Here is a 21,222-nt window from a genome sequence, read left to right as displayed (position 1 = left end):
CAGTAGGCGGTTGGTTCGACGGTGGTAACGCATCGGCTCGGGAGACACATTTTGTTGCGACGTATCAACGGCACAGCGCTCATCATCGCGGCACTTGTCGCCACCCTCGGCGCGCTCGCCTTCCCCGTGTGGTCCTACGCGGACCGCTCGGGAACGGGCGAGGCGAATCTCAACGCCTCGTCCGTCGGGACCCAGTGGGGCCCGCTCTCCGCCGCCGACCGCGATCTGCTGGTGAAGGTGCGGCTGGCGGGCCTGTGGGAACTGCCCGCGGGCCAGCAGGCCATCGAGCGGGCGCCCAGTCAGGCCATCAAGGAGGCGGGCGACCACCTGATCGTCGGCCACTCGGACCTCGACAAGCGGGCCCGTCTGGTGGCCGCGCAGCTCAACGTGCCGCTGCCGAACCAGCCCACGGAGCAGCAGCAGGGCTGGCTCAGGGAGCTGTCGGCGGCCAGCGGCCAGGAGTACGAGCGCAAGTTCGCCAACCTCCTGCGCAACGCGCACGGCAAGGTCTTCTCGGCGATCGCCCAGGTCCGGCACACCACCCGCAACTCCCTGATCCGGCAGCTGGCGACCGACTCCAACCAGACCGTCCTGGACCACATCACCATGCTGGAGGCCACCGGCCTCGTCGACTTCGACGCCATGGCCAACGAGGCGGCGGGTGGCGCCACCGCGAGTCCCAGCGGGCCGCCGCCCCCCAATGGCTCGGTCACCGTGCCCTCGGCGCCGGCCGTGCAGCCGACCGGGGGGCAGAGCGCCACATCGGAGCCCTCCGCGCAACCGACCGGGGAAATCGGCAAGCCCGCGGTCAATACGAACCGCCCCGAGCCCTCGCCGTAGCAGGAACCGCGCCGCGGCAGGAACCTCAAATCAACCTCTGAACGTCCCCTCCTGCGGGTTCGATGCCGTGCGCCGGGGCCATTACCCCTGCACGAAGCGCAGGAGGGGGACACGCACATGGAGCGTCTGGGAATAGGAATCGGCTGGCGTCCCGAGATCGCGGACACGGTGGAGCGGCTGCCCGGCATCGACTGGGTCGAGGCGGTCGCGGAGAACATCTGCCCCGGCCACATCCCCGAATCCCTGCTGCGCCTGCGCGCCCGCGGCACGAAGGTGATCCCGCACGGGGTCTCGCTTGGCCTGGGCGGCGCGGACCGCCCCGACGCCGGCCGCCTGGCCGACCTGGCGGCCCGCGTGGAGGCCCTGGGCTCCCCCTTGGTCACCGAGCACATCGCGTTCGTACGGGCGGGCGGCCCGCTCACCGCCTCGCCGCGGCTGGAGGCGGGGCATCTGCTGCCGGTCCCCCGCACCTGGGAGTCCCTGCACGTGCTGTGCGAGAACGTCCGGGTCGCGCAGGACTCACTGCCGGTGCCGCTCGCCCTGGAGAACATCGCCGCACTGATCAACTGGCCCGGCGAGGAGATGACAGAGGGCCAGTTCCTGGCCGAGCTGGTGGAGCGCACCGGCGTACGGCTGCTGATCGACGTGGCCAACCTCCACACGAACCGGGTGAACCGCGGGGAGGACCCGGCCGCGGCGTTGGACGAACTCCCGGTGGAAGCGATCGCGTACGTCCATGTCGCGGGCGGCGTGGAGAAGGACGGTGTCTGGCACGACACCCACGGGCATCCGGTGACGCGCCCGATCCTGGACATCCTCGCCGAGCTGCGCTCCCGCACGGATCCTCCGGGGGTGCTCCTGGAGCGGGACGAGAACTTCCCGTCGCCGGCGGAACTGGCGGCGGAACTGGCGGAGATCCGTACGACACTGACCGCCCGGCGAGCACGGCCGACGACCGACGGGACCCCACGGCCCGGCGAAGGGCACGTCGAAGGGACGAACCCGCTTGCCGCGCCCGCGCCGCGCGGCGAAGCACGCGCCGCCGGAGGGCCGGGGGCGGGCGCCCGGCTCCGGGAACGGAACGCGGAAAGGGCGGACCCGCCCCCCGCGACCCCGGCCGCACCACGCGCCACCGCGAGCGCCGCCCGGGGTCCGGGGTCCGGCGCCCGGCTCGGGGAAGGGGCGGGCCGGGGGGAAAGCGCCGCCGGTCCCCGCGCGCACGTCGCGCTCGCCCAGACCGCCCTCCTCTCCGCCCTCGTCGCCGGCACCCCCGCCCCCGAGGGCTTCGACTCCACACGCCTGCGCGTCCAGAGCCGCGCGCTCGTCGGCAAGCGGGCCGACGTCGTCGCCAAGGTCGCTCCCGAGCTCGCGAAAATCCTGGGCGACGGCTACCGGGCCGCCTTCTACGCCTATGCCAAGTCCCTCCCGATGTCGGACGGTTACCGCCGCGACGCACTGGACTTCGCCGAGCGGCTGCTGGTCACCGACCCGCCGGCGGACGCCTCCGTGCGCCGCCGGCTGTCCCACTGGTGGCAGGACCACTCCGGCCCGCGCCCGACCGGGCGGGCGACCCGCATCGTCCGGGCTGCGCGTGCCGCGATCACCCGGGAGGCGAAGTGACAGGCCTCCGAGCCCACCGGGGGCAGTCCACATGCTGAACAGCCCATGGCGCCCCGCCGGGCCCTTCGCGTAGACATCCGCCATGTTCTGGGTGCTCTTCCTCGTCGTGGCCTGCGTGGCAGCGGTGACCGCCTGCGCCAGGCTCTGCCTCGCCGCGAGCGCGACCGCCGCGGCCGACTTCGAGGCGGCCTCGGAGGCCGGCGCCACGCGGCGCGGACTGAGCCTGCCCGAGGCCGCGTTCCTCACCGGCGGCCCGGCCAGGGTCGCGGATCTGACCCTGCTCTCGATGCACCGCCGCCGCGGGCTGCTGCTCGCGCACACCGGTTGGGCGACCGTCGTGGACCCGGCGGGCCGCGACGACCTGGAGCGCTCCGTCATCCGCGCGATCGGCTCCGGCGGGCAGGCCAGGACGGCGGCCGTACGGACCGCCACGGCGGCCGCGAGCGCCGTGCAGGGCGTGGCCGACCGGCTGGTCGCCGCGGGCCTCGCCGTCCCCGACGCGACCAGGGCGTCCCTCGACACCGCGGTGCGCGCGGTGCGGGGCGCGACGCTGCTCGTGTCGGCGCTGGGCGCCGTGCCCCTGCTGATGCCCGATCAGGAGCAGTCCGTCCGGCTGCACATCGTGGCATGGTTCGCGCTGCCGCTCGTCCTCAGCCTGGGCTGTCTCCTCGCGGCCCGGATCGAGGTCGGCTCGTACACCCGCCGGGCCTCCCCCGCCGGTCTGCGCATGCTCGGAGCGCTCGCGCTCGCGCCCCGGCCGCCCGGCGACCATGACGACGCCGATGCCGCGTTCCTCACCGGCGTCGCGCTGCACGGCGCCCACGCCGTCGCGGACCCCGATTTGCGAGCGGCTCTGGCCGACACCGAAACCGGGCACGAGACATCGGCATGACGCATCGGGGTCATTGATCCCGACACCGCACCCAGGTGCTTTACATCGCCACGCGTCCCATCAGGATCCCTTTTGTCAGGTAATCGCATGAAGGGACGACAGCGGTGAGAGCAGTTGTGATGTACGGGACCGTGGCATCCCTCGGTTCCCTGGCAGTGACGGCCCTCGTCGCCGTCCCCGCGGGCGGCGCCGAACCGCGCGCCGCCCAGCCCCGCGCCGCCGACACCCGCACCGCCGAGACCCTCGGTACCGCGGAGGCCGCCCGGCGCGCGGCCGCCGCCGGTATCGCCTTCGGTGCCTGCCCCAAGGCCGAGGACCTGCCGGCCCCGGCGCGGTGCGGCACGGTCAAGGTCCCGCTCGACTACGCCAAGCCCTCGGGCCGTCTGATCACCCTGACCGTCAGCCGCGTCAAGGCGGCCGGGAAACCTGCGAAGCGCCTGGGCGCGCTCGTCTACAACCCCGGCGGCCCCGGCGCCTCCAGCATGTACTTCCCGATGGCCGCCGAGCTGCCCGAGTGGAAGCGCATCGGCGCGGCGTACGACTTCGTCGGCTACGCGCCGCGCGGCGTCGGCCGCTCCGCCACGCTCTCCTGCCAGAGCCCCAAGGACTTCACGAAGGCACCGACGCAGGACCCGGCCGAGCCCTCGGCGGCGTACCGGCAGCAGCGGATCGACGGTGCCAAGGCGTACGCCGACGGGTGCGCCCGCAACGCCGGCGACGCACTGCGCCACTACACGTCCCTGAACAACGCCCGCGACCTGGACGTCCTGCGGGCGGCCCTCGGCGAGCGCAGGCTCACCTTCATGGGGGCCTCGTACGGCACCTACTTCGGCGCCCTGTACGCGACGCTCTTCCCCACCCATGTGCGCGGCATGGTCTTCGACTCGGCGGTCAACCCGGCCCCGGGACAGATCTGGTATCGCAACAACCTCGACCAGTCACTGGCCTTCGAGGGCCGCTGGGCGGACTTCCGCACCTGGGTCGCCAAGCACCACAGGACCTACCGGCTCGGCGATACGCCGCAGAAAGTACTGGCCGCCTACGAGAAGGTGCGCGCCGCGGTCGCCAAGAAGCCGGCGGGCGGCACCGTGGGCGCCGGTGAGCTCCAGTCGGCGTTCCTCAGGGCGGGTTACTACGACGACTACTGGGCGATGCGGGCCACCGCGCTCAGCGAGTACCTCAAGGGCAACCCGCGGCCACTGATCGACCAGGCCGCGCCCAAGCCCGAGGCCGCGTGGGACGACGAGAACGGCAACGCCGTGTACACCGCCGTCGAGTGCAACGACGCGCCCTGGCCGACCGACTGGCAGGTGTGGAACCGCGACAACACCAAGCTGGCGGCGCGCGCGCCCTTCGAGACCTGGGCCAACGCCTGGATGAATCTGCCCTGCGCCTTCTGGAGCGCGCCGCGCCAGGAACCGCTGGAGGTGCGGGTGAAGCCGGGCGCGCTGCCCCCGACGCTGATCCTGGCCGCCGAGCGGGACGCGGCGACGCCGTACCCGGGCGCTCTGGAGCTGCAGAGGCGACTGCCCGGGGCCGCGCTGGTCACGGAGCGGGGCGCCGGTACGCACGGCATCGGCGGTGGCGACAACGCGTGTGTCAACGGCCATCTGGAGAGGTATCTGCTGACCGGCCGGACGCCGGTGCGGCGCGCACAATGCGCGCCGCACCGGGAGCCGAACCCGGTGTCGCTGGACGAGCGGGCAGTGGCCCGAAGGCCTGCGCCCGCCGTCTGATCTTCCGGGCCAGGATGACGGAACCGCCGTCAGGCGAGCCCCGCCACCAAGTCCGCGACGTCCTTGCGACGTCCGGTGTAGAAGGGCACCTCTTCGCGTACGTACATCCGGGTCTCGGACGCGCGGAGGTGCCGCATGAGGTCGACGATGCGGTAGAGCTCGTCGGCCTCGAAGGCCAGCAGCCACTCATAGTCGCCCAGCGAGAACGAAGCGACGGTGTTGGCGCGCACATCGGGGTAGCCGCGGGCCATCTTGCCGTGCTCGGCGAGCATGCGGCGGCGGTCCTCGTCGGGCAGCAGGTACCAGTCGTAGCTGCGTACGAAGGGGTAGACGCTGATGTAGTCGCGCGGTGTCTCGTCGGCCAGGAACGCCGGGATGTGCGACTTGTTGAACTCGGCGGGCCGGTGCAGCGCCATGTTCGACCAGACCGGCTCCAGCGCGCGGCCCAGCTTGGTGCGGCGGAAGAGGTTGTACGCGTCCTGGAGCTCGTCCGAGGTCTCCGCGTGCCACCAGATCATGACGTCGGCGTCGGCGCGCAGGCCGGACACGTCGTACGTGCCACGCACGGTGATGTCCTTCGCCGCGAGCTTGTCGAACAGCTCCTGCACCTCGTCCGCGTAACCGGCGCGGTTCTCGGGCAGCACGTCGCGCAGCTTGAAGACGGACCACAGCGTGTAACGGATGACGTCGTTGAGGTCCTTGGCCTTCTTGCCAGCGTTCGGACCTCGGGGGGATGTCGCAGTCTCCGGGGCATCAGTCATAGGGCTATTCTCCCGCGCCGTGATCCGTGCCCCGCGCCGGGGCCAGGGTGACCATGATCTCGTCGGCGGCACGCGCGGCGCTCGCGACACAGGCGGGGATGCCGACTCCGTCGTACGCCGCCCCGCAGACCCGCAGACCGGGGAGCTTCGCCACCTCTTCGCGGACGCGCGCGGTGCGGGCGGTGTGCCCGACGGGGTACTGCGGGAGGCCTCCGATCCAGCGGGTGACCTCGGTGGCCACCGGCCGGGCCGCGAGCCCGGTCGCGGCGCCGAGATCGCGCAGTGACACACCGACGAGCTCGGCGTCCTCGCGGTGCAGGTGTTCCTCCTCGCCGTACCGGCCGATGGAGGTCCGCAGCAGGAAGAGGTCGGGGGCGCCCGCGTCCACCCAGCCCCACTTGCGGGTGGAGAAGGTGGCGGCCTTGATCGTGTGCCCGTCGACGGGCGGCACCAGGAAGCCGGACCCCTGCGGCATCCCGGCCATGTCCTCCCGCCGGAACGCCATGGTCACCAGGGCCATTGAGGCGTACTCGACGGTCGACAGCTCGGTGGCCGCGGCCGGTGACTCGGCCCCGAGGAGCGCGGAGGCCGCCCAGGCGGGCGACGCGAGAACAACGGCGTCCGCCTCGATCAGCAGCGCGTCGGTGCGCACGAGCCAGCCGGTGGCGCCGCGGGTCAGCCCGATGACCGGGGCGTCCAGCAGGATCTCGCCGCCCCGGGCGCGCACGGAGTCGGCGACGGCGTGCGGCAGCGTGCCCACGCCCCCTTCGATGCCCATGAACACGGGACCCGTCTGCTGCTTCTCGTCGGCTCGTCGCTGGATGTCGCGTACGCCGTCGAGGAGTGAGTCGTGCGTCCTGGCCGCCTCGAAGAGTGCCGGTACGGCGGCCCGCATCGAGGTCCGGTACACATCTCCCGCGTACACCCCGCCGAGCAGCGGCTCCACGAGCCGGTCGACGACCTCGCGGCCGAGGCGGGCCGCGACGTACTCGCCGATCGCGATGTCCTCGCCGACCTCGGTACGGGCGAGTTCGTGGTCCTGTCCCATGCGGGCGAGGCCGTTCTCGGAGATGACTCCGCCGAGCACCGCGGGGTCGCCGGGCACCCCCATGACGTGTCCCTTGGGCATCGGCTGGAGGGTGCCCCGGTTCCACAGGGACGCGGTGGCGGTGGCGGGCGGTTGAAGCCGGTCGCCGAGCCCCACCTCGCGCGCGAGATCAACCGCTTCGGGCCGTCGCGCGAGCATCGACTCGGCGCCCAGGTCGACGGCCGCGCCCGCGATCTCACCCGCCAGCAGCTTGCCGCCGAGCCCATGGGTGGCTTCGAGCAGAGTCACGCGCACGCCGGCGCCGGTGAGCCGGTGCGCGGCGGCGAGACCGGAGATCCCGCCGCCGATGACGACGACATGGCGCGCGCGGGGGTCCACGTGGTGCGAAGAACGCTGCATGGGTCCACTCTCTCAAACCCTGAACGAGTCCCGAACGTGACCGCTTCGGGACCCGCATTGGGCAACCCGTTCTGATGCCTCCCACGTCGAACCGGCAACATTCATCACCAACATTCGGGGGAGCCGACATGCGTGCAGTACGTACGCCCGGGCATCGTTCTCTCAAGGTCCTCGCGGCCGCCCTGCTCACCGCCTCGCTGGCACTCGGGGGGTGCGCGGGCGGGGACGGCGAGGGCGCGACATCGAACGACAAGGCCGCGGCGCCCGAGGAGCGGGGCTACGGCGGCGTCGCCGACGGCCCTGACGAGGACGCCGGGGCCAAGGGCCCGGACAACGGGAACGCGTCGGGGGCCGGCAAGCCCGCCGATCGCGCGGGGCAGCAGAAACTCCCGCGCGCCGCGAGCCACGTCGTCCGCACCGCGTCCCTCGACATTCAGGTCGACAGCGCGCCCAAGGCGCTCGCCAGGGCCCGTTCGGCGGCCGAGAGGGCGGGCGGCATCGTCGGAAACGAGAGCACCGAGCGGACCGAGGACGATCATGTCTTCTCGCGGGTGGTCCTGCGGGTCCCGCAGGACGCGTACGACGCCGTGCTCAAGGAACTGGCGGGCACCGGAAAGCTGCTGAGCCGCAAGGCCGAGGCCAAGGACGTCACCGGTGAGGTGGTGGACGTCGAGAGCCGCATCACGTCGCAGCGGACCAGCATCGCGCGCATCCGCGTGATGATGGACAAGGCGACGAAGATCAGCGATCTGGTCATGACCGAGAGCGAGTTGACCACCCGTCAGACGAATCTGGAGGCGCTGCTCGCGCAGCAGGAGTCGCTGAAGGACCGCACGACCATGGCGACGATCACCCTCGAACTCTCCGAGACCGAGCCGAAGAAGGACCCCAAGGACGACGACCCCGGTTTCCTGGACGCGCTCGGGGGCGGCTGGGACGCGTTCGTCACGACCCTGAAGTGGGTCGCCATGGCGCTCGGCGCGGTCGCTCCGTTCGCCGCCGCGCTCGCCGTGCTGTATCTCCTGTGGCGTCTGCTGCGCGACCGGCTGCCGCTGCGGCGGACACCGGCCCCGGCTGCCGCCGCGGCCACTCCGGTCGGGCCGCCCGCCGGGGAGAAGCCGCAGGAGTGAGACTGTTCTCAGGGTTCACACACTGAGGAGGACACGCGATGGCGGCGGAGCGACTGGTGGTCATCGGGGGCGATGCGGCGGGCATGTCCGCCGCATCGCAGGCCCGCCGGCTCAGGGGCAGGAAAGAGCTGGAGATCGTCGCCTTCGAGCGCGGCGACTTCACCTCGTACTCGGCGTGCGGCATCCCGTACTGGGTCGGCGGCGAAGTGGCGGGCCCCGACGCCCTGATCGCCCGTACGCCCGAGGAGCACCGCGAGCGCGACATCGATCTGCGGGTCAGGACCGAGGTCACCGGGATCGATGTCGCCGGGCAGCGGGTCCGCTCCCGCGACGCCGCATCGGGTGCGGAGTCCTGGACCGGCTTCGACAAGCTGATCGTCGCGACGGGCGCCCGTCCGGTGCGGCCTTCGCTGCCGGGCATCGACGCGCCCGGGGTGCACGGCGTACAGACCCTCGGCGACGGCCAGGCCCTCATCGACACCCTGGAGAAGACGAAGGGCCGGCGGGCGGTGGTCGTCGGCGCCGGTTACATCGGGGTCGAGATGGCCGAGGCGCTGGTCCGGCGGGGCTACGAGGTGACGGTGCTCAACCGCGGCGAGCAGCCGATGGCGACCCTCGACCCGGACATGGGCCGTCTGGTGCGCGACGCGATGAACGGCATGGGCATCACCACCGTCTCGGGGGCCGAGGTCACCGAGGTCCTCACCGGCGACGACGGCCGGGTCACCGCGGTCGCGACGAAGGACGCGCGGTATCCGGCTGATGTCGTGGTCCTGGGCATCGGTGTCGAGCCGGAGACCGCCCTGGCCCGCGCGGCGGGGCTGCCGCTCGGCGGGTCCGGGGGGCTGGTCACCGATCTGTCGATGCGGGTGCGGGGGCACGACAACATCTGGGCGGGCGGCGACTGTGTGGAGGTACTCGACCTGGTGTCGGGTCGGCTGCGCCACATCGCGCTCGGCACCCACGCGAACAAGCACGGCCAGATCATCGGGTCGAACGTGGGCGGCGGTTACGCCACGTTCCCGGGGGTCGTGGGCACGGCGGTCAGCAAGGTCTGCGACCTGGAGATCGCCCGCACGGGGCTGCGCGAGAGGGACGCGCGGGCGGAGGGCCTGCAGTTCGTGACCGTGACCATCGAGTCGACGAGCCGCGCCGGTTACTACCCGGACGCGTCGATGATGACGGTGAAGATGACGGCGGAGAAGCGCACGGGGCGGCTGCTCGGCGTGCAGATCGTCGGCCGGGAGGGTGCGGCGAAGCGGGTGGACGTGGCGGCGGTCGCACTCACCGCGCGGATGACGGTGGACGAGATGACGGCCCTGGACCTGGGGTACGCGCCGCCGTTCTCCCCCGTCTGGGACCCGGTCCTGGTGGCGGCGCGCAAGGCGGTGGCCGCGGTGCGGAAGGCGGGGGCGTAGGGGCTGGGGGCGCCTGCGGCGGGCTTGTCCCCTTACCCGCCCCTTCCCGGCACCGGGGCAGGCCCCGGACGCCCCAGGCCCCGGACGCCCCAGGCCCCGGTCCTCAATCGCCGGACGGGCTGAAAGATTTCTTTCAGCCCGTCCGGCGCGCAGGCGCCCGCTCCTACCGTGCCGTCTGCTCGTGGACGTCCTCGACCAGGCGGGTCAGCGCGTCCGGGTTCGTCGTCGGCAGCACCCCGTGGCCGAGGTTGAAGATGTGCCCGTCGAGGCCCGCCGCCGCGTCCAGCACCTCGCGGGTCTTGGTCCTGACCGCCTCGGTGGTGGAGAAGAGGACCGCCGGGTCGAGGTTGCCCTGCAGCGCCTTGCCGGGTCCGACCCGCCGCACCGCCTCGTCCATCGGGACGCGCCAGTCGACGCCCATGACGTCCGCGCCGGCCTCGCCCATCAGACCGAGCAGCTCGCCCGTACCGACACCGAAGTGGATGCGCGGGACGCCGTACCCGGCGACCGCTTCGAAGACCTTGACCGAGGCGGGCATCACCGAGCGCCGGTAGTCGGCGGGCGAGAGCGCGCCGACCCAGGAGTCGAAGAGCTGCACGGCGGACGCGCCGGCCTCGATCTGCACCTTCAGGAACGCCGAGGTGATCTCCGCGAGCCGGTCGAGCAGATCGGCCCACAGCTGCGGGTCGCCGTACATCAGGGCCTTGGTGTGCTCGTGGTTGCGCGAGGGACCGCCCTCCACGAGGTAACTCGCGAGAGTGAATGGCGCACCCGCGAATCCGATGAGCGGAGTGGACCCGAGCTCGCCCGTGAGGATGCCGATCGCCTCGGTCACGTACGCGACGTCGTCCGGCGTGAGGTCGCGCAGCTGTGCGAGATCGGCGCGGCTGCGGATCGGCTGGGCGACGACCGGGCCGACGCCCGGCTTGATGTCCAGGTCGATCCCGATGGCCTTGAGCGGCACCACGATGTCGCTGAAGTAGATCGCCGCGTCGACCTTGTGACGTCGTACGGGCTGCATGGTGATCTCGGCGACCAGGTCGGGCCGCATGCACGAGTCGAGCATCGCGATTCCCTCGCGCACCTTCAGGTATTCCGGCAGCGAGCGCCCCGCCTGCCGCATGAACCACACCGGCGTGTGCGGCACGGGTTCGCGCCTGCATGCCTTGAGGAAGGTGGAGTCGTACGTCTGGCTCTGCGGTCGGCCCGAGGGGCGGTGGTTGGCACTCACGCCCAGAATCTTCGCACGCGCGCCGAAGCCGTCGTCCCGGGCAGGGTGTCTGTCCCTGCGCGAAGCCCTCGTTCCGCCTACTCTTCCCCGCATGGCTCCGGCTCAGGGACGACTTTCGGATGATGCTGACGACATGGGTGGCACGGAGGACAACTCCGCCCCGCCCGCGTTCCGTCAGGCGGTCGACGCCCTGCGTACGGCGAGGCTGCGTCCAGGGATCGAGGTCGATCCGACCCGACCGCCCAAACGACTCGCGGCGTACGCCTACGCCCTGGAGGCGGCGGTCGTCGACGGCGAGGACGATCTGGCGGACGGCCGACTGGTGCTCCTGCACGACCCCGCGGGGCACGACGCCTGGCAGGGGACGTTCCGGCTGGTGACGCTCGTACGGGCGGAACTGGAGCCGGAGATGGCGGCCGACCCGCTGCTGCCCGAGGTGTGCTGGTCCTGGCTGACCGGCGCACTGGAGTCGCGCGGCCTGTCGTACGGGGAGGCGAGCGGCACCGTCACCCGGGCCGGCTCGCACTACTTCGGTGGGCTGGCGGACCGGCGTCCCGCGACCCAGATCGAGATCCGTGCGTCGTGGACCCCCCGCGAGGGCCGAGGCGGCGTACCGGACACCGCCGCGCACCTGGCGGCCTGGTGCGATCTGCTGTGCCAGCTCGCGGGGCTGCCGCCGGCGCCCGTCGGCGGGCCGGGTTCCGGCTCGGTGGACGCGGGTGCGGGCGTGGTGTCGCTGCCGCAGCGGCGCGGGCCCCAGACCTCGTAGGAGAACGTGCCGGGGCGCGCCTTCGGGCGCGCCTTTCGCGCGCCCGGGGCGCTCGGGGCGCGTTCCCCTCGCGTTCCCATTTCTTCACATGATCGATCGTTTGTCTGAATTGCCCGAATTGTTACTCACTAAATCGTGATCTTTCCCTAAAGGAGAGCGGCACTGCTGCCGAAGAGGTCATTGACCCTTCCAGCACGGTTCGCCCCGGCTTCATCCCCGAGCCGGTCCGTCCGCCACTCCCCCCAGGAGGCCTGGTGTCCGTTCTCCTCGAGCAGCCCGCAAGCCTGGTCGCCTACCGCCCGAACAAGCCGACGGCCATGGTCGTCGTAGCCGACCCGCGCGTCCGCTCCACCGTCACCCGCCACCTGTGGGCCCTTGGAGTGCGCGACGTCATCGAGGCTTCGTCCATCGCGGAGGCACGCCCTCGCATCGGCAACCCGCGCGACATCTGTGTCGCCGATGTCCACCTGCCCGACGGTTCCGGGCTGACCCTGCTGTCCGAGACCCGTGCCGCGGGCTGGCCCAACGGCCTCGCCCTCTCCGCCGCCGACGACATCGGCGCCGTACGCAACGCCCTCGCGGGCGGCGTGAAGGGCTATGTCGTCACCGGCACCCGCACGAACATCGGGCATCCCAACCGCCCCGGCGCCGCCCCCATCGGCGCCGCGGCAGCACGAATGCACCGCCGCCCCCCGGGGTCCCCGAGCCACCCGGGCGGCTACCGCGAGCTCTCCGGCCGTGAGGTCGAGGTGCTGCGGCTGGTCGCGGAAGGCCAGTCCAACAAGGCCATCGGCGTCTCGATGGGACTGTCCGCCCTGACCGTCAAGAGCCACCTCGCACGCATCGCGCGCAAGCTCGGCACGGGTGACCGCGCCGGCATGGTCGCGGTGGCTCTGCGCACCGGAATCATCCACTGACCGGTTCGCAACCCTCCAGCGTCCGCCGACGGAACGTTCCGTCGGCGGGCGCTGTCCATACACAGATACCCTTTGCACGTGACCGACGCCCAAGAGACGACCGCAGCAGAGCCAGACCTGCGAATCCCCGGGGACGAGCGACGGCTGCCGCCGCCGTCGCAGGCCCCGGCCGACGTCGAACCGGCGCCGATTCCCTTGCTGGAGCCCCGCGAGGGCATCCCCCCCGTGGTTACCACCGCCGAAGCACTGGCCGAGGTGGTCGCGGCGTTCGCCGCGGGCACCGGACCTGTCGCCGTCGACGCCGAGCGCGCGTCCGGCTACCGCTACGGCCAGCGGGCCTATCTCGTACAGCTGCGCCGTGCGGGCGCGGGCAGCGCGCTCATCGATCCGGTCGGCTGCCCCGACCTCTCCACCCTCGGCGACGCCCTCGCCGACACCGAGTGGATCCTCCACGCGGCCACCCAGGACCTCCCGTGCCTGCGTGAAATAGGCATGGCCCCCTCCCGGCTGTTCGACACCGAGCTCGCCGGCCGGCTCGCGGGCTTCCCGCGCGTGGGGCTGGGCGCGATGGTCGAGTCCGTCCTCGGATACGCCCTGGAGAAGGGCCACTCCGCGGTCGACTGGTCCACCCGCCCGCTGCCCGAGCCCTGGCTGCGCTACGCGGCGCTCGATGTCGAGCTCCTTGTCGACCTCCGGGACGCGCTGGAGAAGGAGCTCGACCGGCAGGGCAAGCTGGACTGGGCCCACCAGGAGTTCGACGCGATCGCGTCGGCTCCGCCCGCGCCGCCGCGCAAGGACCCCTGGCGGCGCACCTCGGGCATGCACAAGGTGCGGCGGCGTCGGCAGATGGCGATCGTGCGCGAGCTGTGGAACGCCCGGGACAAGATCGCCCAGCGCCGCGACGTGTCGCCCGGCAAGGTCCTGAGCGACACCGCGATCATCGAGGCCGCCCTCGCCGTGCCGCTGGACACCCAGACGCTGACCGCGCTGCCCGGCTTCGGCCACCGCATGGGCCGTCGCCAGCTCGACCAGTGGCAGGCCGTGGTCGACCGCGCCAGGGCGCTGCCCGACCTGGAGCTCCCGCAGCCAGGCCAGGCCATGACGGGCCCGCCCCCGCCGCGTTCCTGGGCGGACAAGGACCCGGTCGCCGCGGCCCGTCTGTCGGCGGCGCGGGCGGCGGTCACGGCTCTCGCCGAGGAGCTGAACATGCCGCAGGAGAATCTGATCACCCCGGACACGGTGCGCCGGGTGTGCTGGGAGCCGCCGGCGGACCCGTCACCGGAGGCGGTGGCGGCCTCGCTGGCGACGTACGGCGCACGGCAGTGGCAGATCGACCTGGTCACGCCGTTGCTGACGATGGCGCTCGGCGCCGCCGCCTGACCGCGCCCGCCGCGGCAAGGCCACACCGAGCCCCACGGGCCGCCTCCTTCGAGGCGGCCCGTGGGGTTTTCCGACTGTGACGTTCGACGCTCCCGCCGTGGGGGGTGGGCAGCTTGGTTACCCGCAAGTAGCATGGCGGTACGCAGCACGCCTTCGCGGCGTGCGTGCGTGCTGCAGTGCCACCCCGTTCCCTGGAGGAGAGCCATCGTGCCTCGTACCGTCAGGGACGTCGTCTTCGTCGACGGCGTCCGCACCCCGTTCGGCAAGGCGGGCCCGAAGGGCATCTACCACGAGACCCGCGCGGACGACCTCGTCGTCAAGTGCATCCGGGAGCTGCTGCGCCGCAACCCGGATCTCGACCCCGCCCTCATCGACGAGGTCGCCCTCGCGGCGACCACGCAGATCGGCGACCAGGGCCTGACGCTGGGCCGCACCGCCGGCATTCTCGCGGGTCTGCCCACCACCGTCCCCGGCTACTCCATCGACCGCATGTGTGCGGGCGCGATGACCGCCGTGACCGCCATCGCGGGCGGCGTGGCCTTCGGTGCCTACGACATCGCCGTCGCCGGCGGTGTCGAGCACATGGGCCGTCACCCCATGGGCGAGGGTGTCGACCCGAACCCGCGGTTCGTGTCGGAGAAGCTCGTCGACGAGTCCGCCCTCTTCATGGGCATGACCGCCGAGAACCTGCACGACCGGTTCCCGGCCATCACCAAGCAGCGCTCGGACGAGTACGCGGTCCGCTCCCAGGAGAAGGCCGCCAAGGCGTACGCCGACGGCAAGATCCAGGCCGACCTGGTGCCCGTCTCCGTGCGCCGCACCAACTCGGACGCCGGCGAGACCGGCTGGGGTCTGGCGGTGTCCGACGAGCCGATGCGCCCCGGCACCACGCTGGAGAACCTGGCCGGCCTCAAGACTCCGTTCCGCCCGCACGGCCGGGTCACCCCGGGCAACGCCGCGGGTCTGAACGACGGTGCGACCGCCTCCCTGATCGCCGCCGAGGACGTGGCGCGCGAGCTGGGTCTGCCGGTCAAGATGCGCCTGGCCTCCTACGCCTTCGCGGGCGTCGAGCCCGAGGTCATGGGCATCGGCCCGGTCCCGTCGACGGAGAAGGCGCTGGCCAAGGCCGGTCTGTCCATCTCCGACATCGGACTGTTCGAGGTCAACGAGGCCTTCGCCGTGCAGGTGCTGGCGTTCCTCGACCACTACGGCATCGCGGACGACGACCCGCGCGTCAACCAGTACGGCGGCGCGATCGCGTTCGGCCACCCGCTGGCCTCGTCGGGCGTACGCCTGATGACGCAGCTGGCGCGGCAGTTCGAGGAGCAGCCGCACGTCCGGTACGGCCTCACCACCATGTGCGTCGGCTTCGGCATGGGCGGATCGGTCATCTGGGAGAACCCGCATTTTGACGGAGGCAACAAGTGAGCACCACTACCGCTGAGCTTCTGAAGGGCGCGGCCGAGCTGTTCCCCGGCGAGGTCGTCACGCAGGCGCACGTACGCCACATCGACCTGCCCTCCCACGCGGGGCGCTTCGCGCTCATCACGCTGGACAACGGCCTGGACCACACCAAGCCGACCACCTTCGGGCCGCAGTCGCTGGGCAACCTCGACCGCGCCATCGACCAGGTCGAGAAGGAGGCGTCCGAGGGCACGATCGTCGGCGTCGGCATCACCGGCAAGCCGTTCATCTTCGCGGTCGGCGCCGACCTCAAGGGCGTGGAGCTGCTGAAGCGCCACGAGGACGCGCTGGCCATCGGCAAGGGCGGCCACGACGTCTTCCGCCGCCTCTCCGGCCTCGCCGTCCCCACCTTCACGTACTACAACGGTGCGGCGATGGGCGGCGGCGTCGAAGTCGGCCTGCACTGCTCGTACCGTACGGTCACCGCCGCGCTCCCCGCCTTCTCCCTCCCCGAGGTCTTCCTCGGGCTGGTTCCGGGCTGGGGCGGCTGCGCGCTGCTGCCGAACCTGATCGGTGCGGACCGAGCGGTTTCGGTCATTATCGAGAACTCGCTCAACCAGAACAGGCAGCTCAAGGGCAAGCAGGTCTTCGAGCTCGGGATCGCGGACGCGATCTTCGAGGGCGCGGACTTCCTGGAGCAGTCGCTGATCTGGACGTCCGCGGTGCTGCGCGGCGAGCTTCAGGTCGCACGGCCGGAAATCGACCGCGGCGCGGCCTGGGACCAGGCCGTGGAGCGCGGCAGGGCGATCGCGGACTCCAAGGTGCACGGCGCGGCCCCGGCGGCGTACCGCGCACTGGAGATCATCGCGGCGGCGAAGGACGGCGACCTGGGCGCCGGCTTCGACGCCGAGGACGTCGCTCTCGCCGACCTGATCATGGGCGGCGAGCTGCGCAGCGGCATCTACGCCTTCAACCTGGTCCAGAAGCGCGCCAAGCGCCCGGCCGGTGCGCCGGACAAGTCGCTGGCCCGCCCGGTCACCAAGGTCGGCGTCGTCGGCGCGGGCCTGATGGCCTCGCAGCTGGCGCTGCTCTTCCTGCGCCGCCTCGAGGTCCCCGTCGTCCTGACGGACATCGACCAGGAGCGCGTCGACAAGGGTGTGGGCTACGTCCACGCCGAGATCGACAAGCTGCTCGGCAAGCGCCGCATCAACCAGGACAAGGCCAACCGCTACAAGGCCCTGGTCACCGGTGTGCTGGACAAGGCCGACGGCTTCGCCGACGCGGACTTCATCATCGAGGCGGTCTTCGAGGAGATCGGCGTCAAGCAGCAGGTGTTCGCCGAGGTCGAGGCGGTCGCCCCGGCGCACGCGATCTTCGCCACCAACACCTCCTCGCTCTCGGTCTCCGAGATGGCGTCGAAGCTCAAGCACCCCGAGCGGGTCGTGGGCTTCCACTTCTTCAACCCCGTCGCGATCCTGCCGCTCCTGGAGATCGTCCGCGGCGAGCAGACGGACGACGCCGCACTGGCCACGGCCTTCGGTGTGGCCCGCAAGCTGAAGAAGACCGCGGTCCTGGTGAAGGACGCCCCGGCGTTCGTCGTCAACCGCATCCTCACCCGCTTCATGGGCGAGATCCAGAACATCATCGACGAGGGCACCCCCGTCGCGGTCGCCGAGAAGGGCATCGAGCCCCTCGGTCTGCCGATGTCCCCGCTGGTCCTGCTGGAGCTGGTCGGCCCGGCCATCGGTCTGCATGTCTCCGAGACCCTGAACCGTGCCTTCCCGGAGCGCTTCACCGTCTCGGAGAACCTGGCCGCGGTGGTCAAGGCCGGCAAGCGCGGCTTCTACGTCTACGACACGGGTGCGCCCGTGCTGGACCCGGAGGTCGAGGCGCTCCTCAAGCAGGGCGACCAGGTCCTGACCGCGGACCAGGTCCGCACCCGTGTCCTGGACGCGGTGGCGCAGGAGATCGGCCTGATGCTCGACGAGGGTGTCGTGGCCGAGGCCCAGGACATCGACCTGTGCCTGATCACCGGCGCCGGCTGGCCCTTCCACCTGGGCGGCATCACGCCGTACCTGGACCGTGAGGGCTACTCGGAGCGCGTGTACGGCAAGAAGTTCCTGGCGCAGGGCGTGGCGAGCGTCCCCGCGTAACACCTGACGGACATGACGGAACGGGCCGTACGGAGAGAATCCGTACGGCCCGTTCCGTATGTCCCGCCGGGCGGCGCCGCGCGCTCCCGGGCCGGCCGTGACGCGCGGCGGTGCGTGCTCTCAGGCGCGGGCCCAGGCCGCCAGGGCCAGGCCCTCCTCCGGCTTCTGACGGGCCACGTGGAGCCCGCCGTCCGCGCCGATGACCGCCATGACCACGCGGCCCTTCGCGTCCACCGCGAGCGCCGGTGCGCCCAGGGTCTCGTCGCCCGTTTCCGTCCACCACACGCCGTCCGCCTCCGCCTGCGTGACGCAGGCCGCCAGGACGGGGTGGCCGTCGCCGCCGCGGTGGGCCAGGACCGTGCAGTCGTGGCCGTCGATCGCGGTGCGCAGGACCGCGAGGGGGCCGTCCGACGGCGTGCCGCCCAGGGGGACGCTGTCCGCCCCGGGACGGTGTGCGGTGATGCCCTTGGAGGCCGCGTCGTTCCAGTAGTAGGTGACCGCGCCCTCGGCGGTCTCCAGCCCCGTGACGGTGCCCGCCACCGGGCTGAGCACGATGTCCTCGGCCTGCTTCAGCTCACCGCCCGGCTTCTCCTGCGTCCAGCGCAGCGCCCTGCCGTCCGCCGCGGCCAGCACCTCCACCGTGCCGGCGGCCGTGGCCACCGCCGCCGGGTGGTCCTGGGTCCTGCTGCCGCGCAGGTCCTTCCAGTTCTCCCACTTGCCGTTCGCGGCCTGCCTGCGCATCTGCACGCCGCCGCCCGCGTTGCGTACGAAGACATGGACCGAGCCCGCCGCGTTGACCGTGACGGCCGGGGCGCCGATCCGCGCGATGCGGTCCGCGTCCGCGTACGGGTTGCCCAGCGAGTGCCAGGCGGTCAGCGGACGGCCCGTCTGGTACTGGATCGCGTGCACGATGTCGACGGCCGGCCCCTTCTGGACGGCCTGCCCCTTCCGGCGGCGGCCGATGAGGTGCACATAGCCGTCCGGCCCCTGGGCCAGGACCAGATCGTCGATGTCGGGGGCCGGGAAAAGCTCGGGGCCCGACCAGTCGGGGCCGCCGGGAACCGTCTCCGTCCAGCGCAGCACCCCGCCGGGGGTGGGCGCGTACGCCGTGAGCCTGTTGTCCTTGCCGCGCAGCAGCCAGCGCGCGGACCGGGGGGCGGTGGCCGCCGGGGTGCCGGACTGCGGCGGCGGAAGCTTTCGCTCGGACTTGCCTGCGGCCCGCGGCCTCATTGGCGTCACGCCAGCCTTCCGTGCATCGGTGCTTCCTGCTTTCGAACAAGCATAGCGTTTTGGCTGGTGGCGACCGCTGCGCATGCCACGCTGATGGTATGAGAACTCTGGTGATCGTGGATGCGGCGAATGTCGTCGGGTCCGTCCCGGACGGCTGGTGGCGCGACCGGCGCGGGGCGGCCGAGCGACTGCGGGACCACCTCGGGACGTACGCCGAGCAGGGCATCCCCGGCCACCGAGGCCCCCTCGACATCGTCCTCGTCGTGGAGGGCGCGGCCCGCGGCGTCCAGTCCGTGCCCGGGGTGCGGGTCGAGTCGGCGCCCGGCAGCGGGGACGACCGGATCGTGGAGCTCGTGGTGGAGACGGGGGCGAGACCCGTGCTGGTCGTGACCGCCGACCGGGAACTCGGGCGAAGGGTCGAGGCGTACGGCGCCCGGTGCGCCGGTCCGCGCACGGTGCGGCCCGCGCCTGGCGACGCGGGCGCGGAGCGTGCGTAGGCCCGTCCCGGCGCTCGGCCCCGCAGTCCACATCCGAAGCGGGACGTACGGGGCCGGGCGCGCGGTGGGCAACTGGGCTTCTGTCAGCGGGACTTGCGGCTCATCCGGCTGTGGCTGCGCCCGTACGCGAAATAGATGACGAAGCCGAGCAGCATCCAGATGCCGAACCGCAGCCAGGTCTCGGCCGGGAGGTTGAGCATCAGCCAGAACGAGGCGGCCACCGAGAGGATCGGGACCAGCGGCACCCACGGGGTGCGGAAGGACCGGTGCAGCTCGGGCCGGGTGCGGCGCAGCACGATCACGCCGAGGGCGACCACGACGAACGCGAAGAGCGTGCCGATGTTCACCAGCGTCGCGAGTTCGTTGATGCTGGTGAAGCCCGCGACGATCGCGATGATCACGCCGAGCAGGATGGTCGGGCGGTAGGGCGTGCCGAACCTGGGGTGCGTGACGGAGAAGAACCGCGGCAGCAGCCCGTCGCGGCTCATCGCGAAGAACACCCGGGTCTGCCCGAGCAGCAGGATCAGACACACCGTGGTGAGACCGACCGCGGCGCCGAAGCTGATGACACCGGCGTAGAAGGGGTGCCCGGTCGCCTTGAAGGCATCGGCCAGCGGGGCGCTCACCGAGAGCTCGCTGTAGTGCTGCATGCCGGTGACCACGATGGACACGGCGACGTAGAGCACGGTGCAGATCACCAGCGAGCCGAGGATGCCGCGCGGCATGTCCCGCTGCGGCAGTTTCGTCTCCTCCGCGGCGGTGGCCACGACGTCGAAGCCGATGAAGGCGAAGAAGACGACGGATGCGGCGGTGAAGATGCCCATGACGCCGAAGTTGGTGGGCTCGTAACCGAACAGCAGCTGGACCAGGGGCGCGTCCAAGCCCGCGCCGGCGGGCTGCTTCACGGAGTCGGGGATGAAGGGCGTGTAGTTCTTCGTGTCGATGAAGAAGGAGCCCGCGATGATGACGATCAGCACCACGGTCACCTTGATGGCGACGACGATCGCGGTGATCCGGGCGGACAGCTTCATGCCGATGACCAGGACGACCGTGAGCAGCAGCACCAGCACGAAGGCCAGGATGTCGAAGCCGAAGCCGTCCGCCACGTCGGGCCCGGAGAGCGCTTCGGGCATCTGCCAGCCGATGTTGTCCATCAGCGAACGGACGTAGCCCGACCAGCCGACCGCCACCACCGCCGTGCCCAGCGCGAATTCGAGGACCAGGTCCCATCCGATGGTCCAGGCGACGAGTTCGCCGAGGGAGGCGTACGAGAAGGTGTAGGCGGAGCCGGCCACCGGGACCGTGGAGGCGAACTCGGCGTAGCACAGGGCCGCGAGGGCGCAGACGATGCCCGCCGCGACGAAGGCCAGGGCCGTCGCGGGGCCCGCGGTCTCCTTGGCCACTTTGCCCGTGAGGACGAAGATGCCGGTGCCGATGATGACCCCGACGCCGAAGACCGTCAGGTCGAGGGCGGAGAGGGATTTCTTGAGCGCGTGCTCCGGTTCCTCCGTGTCGAGGATCGACTGTTCGACCGTCTTGGTCCGGAACACACCGTCTCCGGCTGGGCCCGGGTCCTGCTGCGTACTCACGGCGTACCTCCGCGTGTCGACCCCCGCCCAACCTGAAATGAGCGAGTTGCACCCATGATCGGAGCGAATCGGGGGGCACACGCGTGCCGCCGCCCGGTATCACTCCACAGTTGACCCTTTCGGGGTACCCAGAACGGCACACCCGGCACAGGAAAGGCGAAAAAAAGGCCGGGCCCGGAGCGTGCTGCTCCGGGCCCGGCCTCTTCGT

General features: G+C 71.8%; 17 protein-coding genes. 12 read left to right on the top strand and 5 right to left on the bottom strand.

The window, feature by feature from the left end; all coding sequences use genetic code 11:
- Positions 1 to 54: 54 nt before the first annotated feature.
- The 4 genes from ACLLJJ_RS34890 to ACLLJJ_RS34875 all read left to right on the top strand — a co-directional run bounded on the left by ACLLJJ_RS34890 (position 55) and on the right by ACLLJJ_RS34875 (position 5,088).
- Positions 55 to 840 (top strand): DUF4142 domain-containing protein, encoded by a 786-nt coding sequence (locus ACLLJJ_RS34890; RefSeq protein ID WP_434600600.1) that lies wholly within the window; start codon positions 55 to 57, stop codon positions 838 to 840.
- A 117-nt stretch (positions 841 to 957) separates the two neighbouring features.
- Positions 958 to 2,460, top strand: a complete 1,503-nt coding sequence (locus ACLLJJ_RS34885; protein ID WP_434598586.1) for a DUF692 domain-containing protein — start codon at positions 958 to 960, stop codon at positions 2,458 to 2,460.
- 82 nt (positions 2,461 to 2,542) lie between these two features.
- A complete protein-coding gene (locus ACLLJJ_RS34880; RefSeq protein ID WP_434598584.1) occupies positions 2,543 to 3,352 on the top strand; it encodes a TIGR04222 domain-containing membrane protein in 810 nt (269 codons plus the stop codon).
- A 119-nt stretch (positions 3,353 to 3,471) separates the two neighbouring features.
- On the top strand, positions 3,472 to 5,088 hold the full coding sequence (locus tag ACLLJJ_RS34875) for an alpha/beta hydrolase (RefSeq protein ID WP_434600599.1): 1,617 nt from the start codon (positions 3,472 to 3,474) through the stop codon (positions 5,086 to 5,088).
- Between the two features lie 29 nt (positions 5,089 to 5,117).
- On the opposite strand, the gene hemQ is transcribed toward ACLLJJ_RS34875, so the two are convergent.
- Together hemQ and hemG are read right to left on the bottom strand one after the other, a co-directional pair.
- Entirely contained in the window at positions 5,118 to 5,849 is a 732-nt protein-coding gene (hemQ, locus tag ACLLJJ_RS34870) for a hydrogen peroxide-dependent heme synthase (protein ID WP_434598582.1), read from the bottom strand.
- A 4-nt stretch (positions 5,850 to 5,853) separates the two neighbouring features.
- Positions 5,854 to 7,296: a protoporphyrinogen oxidase gene (gene hemG / locus ACLLJJ_RS34865; protein WP_434598580.1), complete on the bottom strand. Its 1,443-nt coding sequence runs from the start codon at positions 7,294 to 7,296 to the stop codon at positions 5,854 to 5,856.
- 128 nt (positions 7,297 to 7,424) lie between these two features.
- On the opposite strand from hemG, the gene ACLLJJ_RS34860 reads away from it, so the two are divergent.
- On the top strand, positions 7,425 to 8,426 hold the full coding sequence (locus ACLLJJ_RS34860; protein ID WP_434598578.1) for a DUF4349 domain-containing protein: 1,002 nt from the start codon (positions 7,425 to 7,427) through the stop codon (positions 8,424 to 8,426).
- A gap of 38 nt (positions 8,427 to 8,464) precedes the next feature.
- Complete coding sequence (locus ACLLJJ_RS34855) at positions 8,465 to 9,844, top strand: FAD-dependent oxidoreductase (protein ID WP_434598575.1); 1,380 nt, start codon at positions 8,465 to 8,467, stop codon at positions 9,842 to 9,844.
- A gap of 163 nt (positions 9,845 to 10,007) precedes the next feature.
- On the opposite strand, the gene hemE is transcribed toward ACLLJJ_RS34855, so the two are convergent.
- Positions 10,008 to 11,075, bottom strand: coding sequence for a uroporphyrinogen decarboxylase (gene hemE, locus ACLLJJ_RS34850; protein ID WP_434598573.1), 1,068 nt, complete (start codon positions 11,073 to 11,075; stop codon positions 10,008 to 10,010).
- Between the two features lie 91 nt (positions 11,076 to 11,166).
- Between hemE and ACLLJJ_RS34845 the strand changes: the two genes are divergently transcribed.
- The 5 genes from ACLLJJ_RS34845 to ACLLJJ_RS34825 all read left to right on the top strand — a co-directional run bounded on the left by ACLLJJ_RS34845 (position 11,167) and on the right by ACLLJJ_RS34825 (position 17,698).
- The gene (locus ACLLJJ_RS34845) at positions 11,167 to 11,844 is read left to right on the top strand and encodes a DUF3000 domain-containing protein (RefSeq protein WP_434598570.1); all 678 of its coding nucleotides are present in this window, start codon (positions 11,167 to 11,169) and stop codon (positions 11,842 to 11,844) included.
- 254 nt (positions 11,845 to 12,098) lie between these two features.
- A complete protein-coding gene (locus ACLLJJ_RS34840) occupies positions 12,099 to 12,761 on the top strand; it encodes a helix-turn-helix transcriptional regulator (RefSeq protein ID WP_283520055.1) in 663 nt (220 codons plus the stop codon).
- 78 nt (positions 12,762 to 12,839) lie between these two features.
- A complete protein-coding gene (locus tag ACLLJJ_RS34835) occupies positions 12,840 to 14,141 on the top strand; it encodes an HRDC domain-containing protein (protein WP_434598567.1) in 1,302 nt (433 codons plus the stop codon).
- A gap of 207 nt (positions 14,142 to 14,348) precedes the next feature.
- Positions 14,349 to 15,569: a thiolase family protein gene (locus tag ACLLJJ_RS34830; RefSeq protein ID WP_434598565.1), complete on the top strand. Its 1,221-nt coding sequence runs from the start codon at positions 14,349 to 14,351 to the stop codon at positions 15,567 to 15,569.
- Complete coding sequence (locus ACLLJJ_RS34825; RefSeq protein WP_434598563.1) at positions 15,566 to 17,698, top strand: 3-hydroxyacyl-CoA dehydrogenase NAD-binding domain-containing protein; 2,133 nt, start codon at positions 15,566 to 15,568, stop codon at positions 17,696 to 17,698. Before ACLLJJ_RS34830 ends, ACLLJJ_RS34825 begins: the two co-directional genes overlap by 4 nt.
- Positions 17,699 to 17,818: 120 nt before the next feature.
- On the opposite strand, the gene ACLLJJ_RS34820 is transcribed toward ACLLJJ_RS34825, so the two are convergent.
- The gene (locus ACLLJJ_RS34820; protein WP_434600598.1) at positions 17,819 to 18,928 is read right to left on the bottom strand and encodes a hypothetical protein; all 1,110 of its coding nucleotides are present in this window, start codon (positions 18,926 to 18,928) and stop codon (positions 17,819 to 17,821) included.
- A gap of 98 nt (positions 18,929 to 19,026) precedes the next feature.
- On the opposite strand from ACLLJJ_RS34820, the gene ACLLJJ_RS34815 reads away from it, so the two are divergent.
- Positions 19,027 to 19,425: an NTP pyrophosphohydrolase gene (locus ACLLJJ_RS34815; RefSeq protein ID WP_434598561.1), complete on the top strand. Its 399-nt coding sequence runs from the start codon at positions 19,027 to 19,029 to the stop codon at positions 19,423 to 19,425.
- Positions 19,426 to 19,508: 83 nt separating this feature from the next.
- Here ACLLJJ_RS34815 and ACLLJJ_RS34810 read toward each other — a convergent pair whose 3' ends face one another.
- Positions 19,509 to 21,014, bottom strand: coding sequence for an amino acid permease (locus ACLLJJ_RS34810; RefSeq protein ID WP_434598559.1), 1,506 nt, complete (start codon positions 21,012 to 21,014; stop codon positions 19,509 to 19,511).
- Positions 21,015 to 21,222: the final 208 nt, after the last annotated feature.

The sequence above is a fragment of the Streptomyces sp. A5-4 genome, from assembly GCF_051131715.1.
Classification (GTDB): Bacteria; Actinomycetota; Actinomycetes; order Streptomycetales; family Streptomycetaceae; genus Streptomyces.
This window is presented reverse-complemented; position numbering and strand designations above follow the sequence as displayed.

Coding starts and splice junctions, on each gene's coding strand:
- ACLLJJ_RS34885 (WP_434598586.1), top strand. CDS start 958: ATGGAGCGTCTGGGAATAGGAATCGGCTGGCGTCCCGAGATCGCGGAC.
- ACLLJJ_RS34880 (WP_434598584.1), top strand. CDS start 2,543: ATGTTCTGGGTGCTCTTCCTCGTCGTGGCCTGCGTGGCAGCGGTGACC.
- ACLLJJ_RS34875 (WP_434600599.1), top strand. CDS start 3,472: ATGTACGGGACCGTGGCATCCCTCGGTTCCCTGGCAGTGACGGCCCTC.
- hemQ (WP_434598582.1), bottom strand. CDS start 5,849: ATGACTGATGCCCCGGAGACTGCGACATCCCCCCGAGGTCCGAACGCT.
- hemG (WP_434598580.1), bottom strand. CDS start 7,296: ATGCAGCGTTCTTCGCACCACGTGGACCCCCGCGCGCGCCATGTCGTC.
- ACLLJJ_RS34860 (WP_434598578.1), top strand. CDS start 7,425: ATGCGTGCAGTACGTACGCCCGGGCATCGTTCTCTCAAGGTCCTCGCG.
- ACLLJJ_RS34855 (WP_434598575.1), top strand. CDS start 8,465: ATGGCGGCGGAGCGACTGGTGGTCATCGGGGGCGATGCGGCGGGCATG.
- ACLLJJ_RS34845 (WP_434598570.1), top strand. CDS start 11,167: ATGGCTCCGGCTCAGGGACGACTTTCGGATGATGCTGACGACATGGGT.
- ACLLJJ_RS34820 (WP_434600598.1), bottom strand. CDS start 18,928: ATGAGGCCGCGGGCCGCAGGCAAGTCCGAGCGAAAGCTTCCGCCGCCG.
- ACLLJJ_RS34815 (WP_434598561.1), top strand. CDS start 19,027: ATGAGAACTCTGGTGATCGTGGATGCGGCGAATGTCGTCGGGTCCGTC.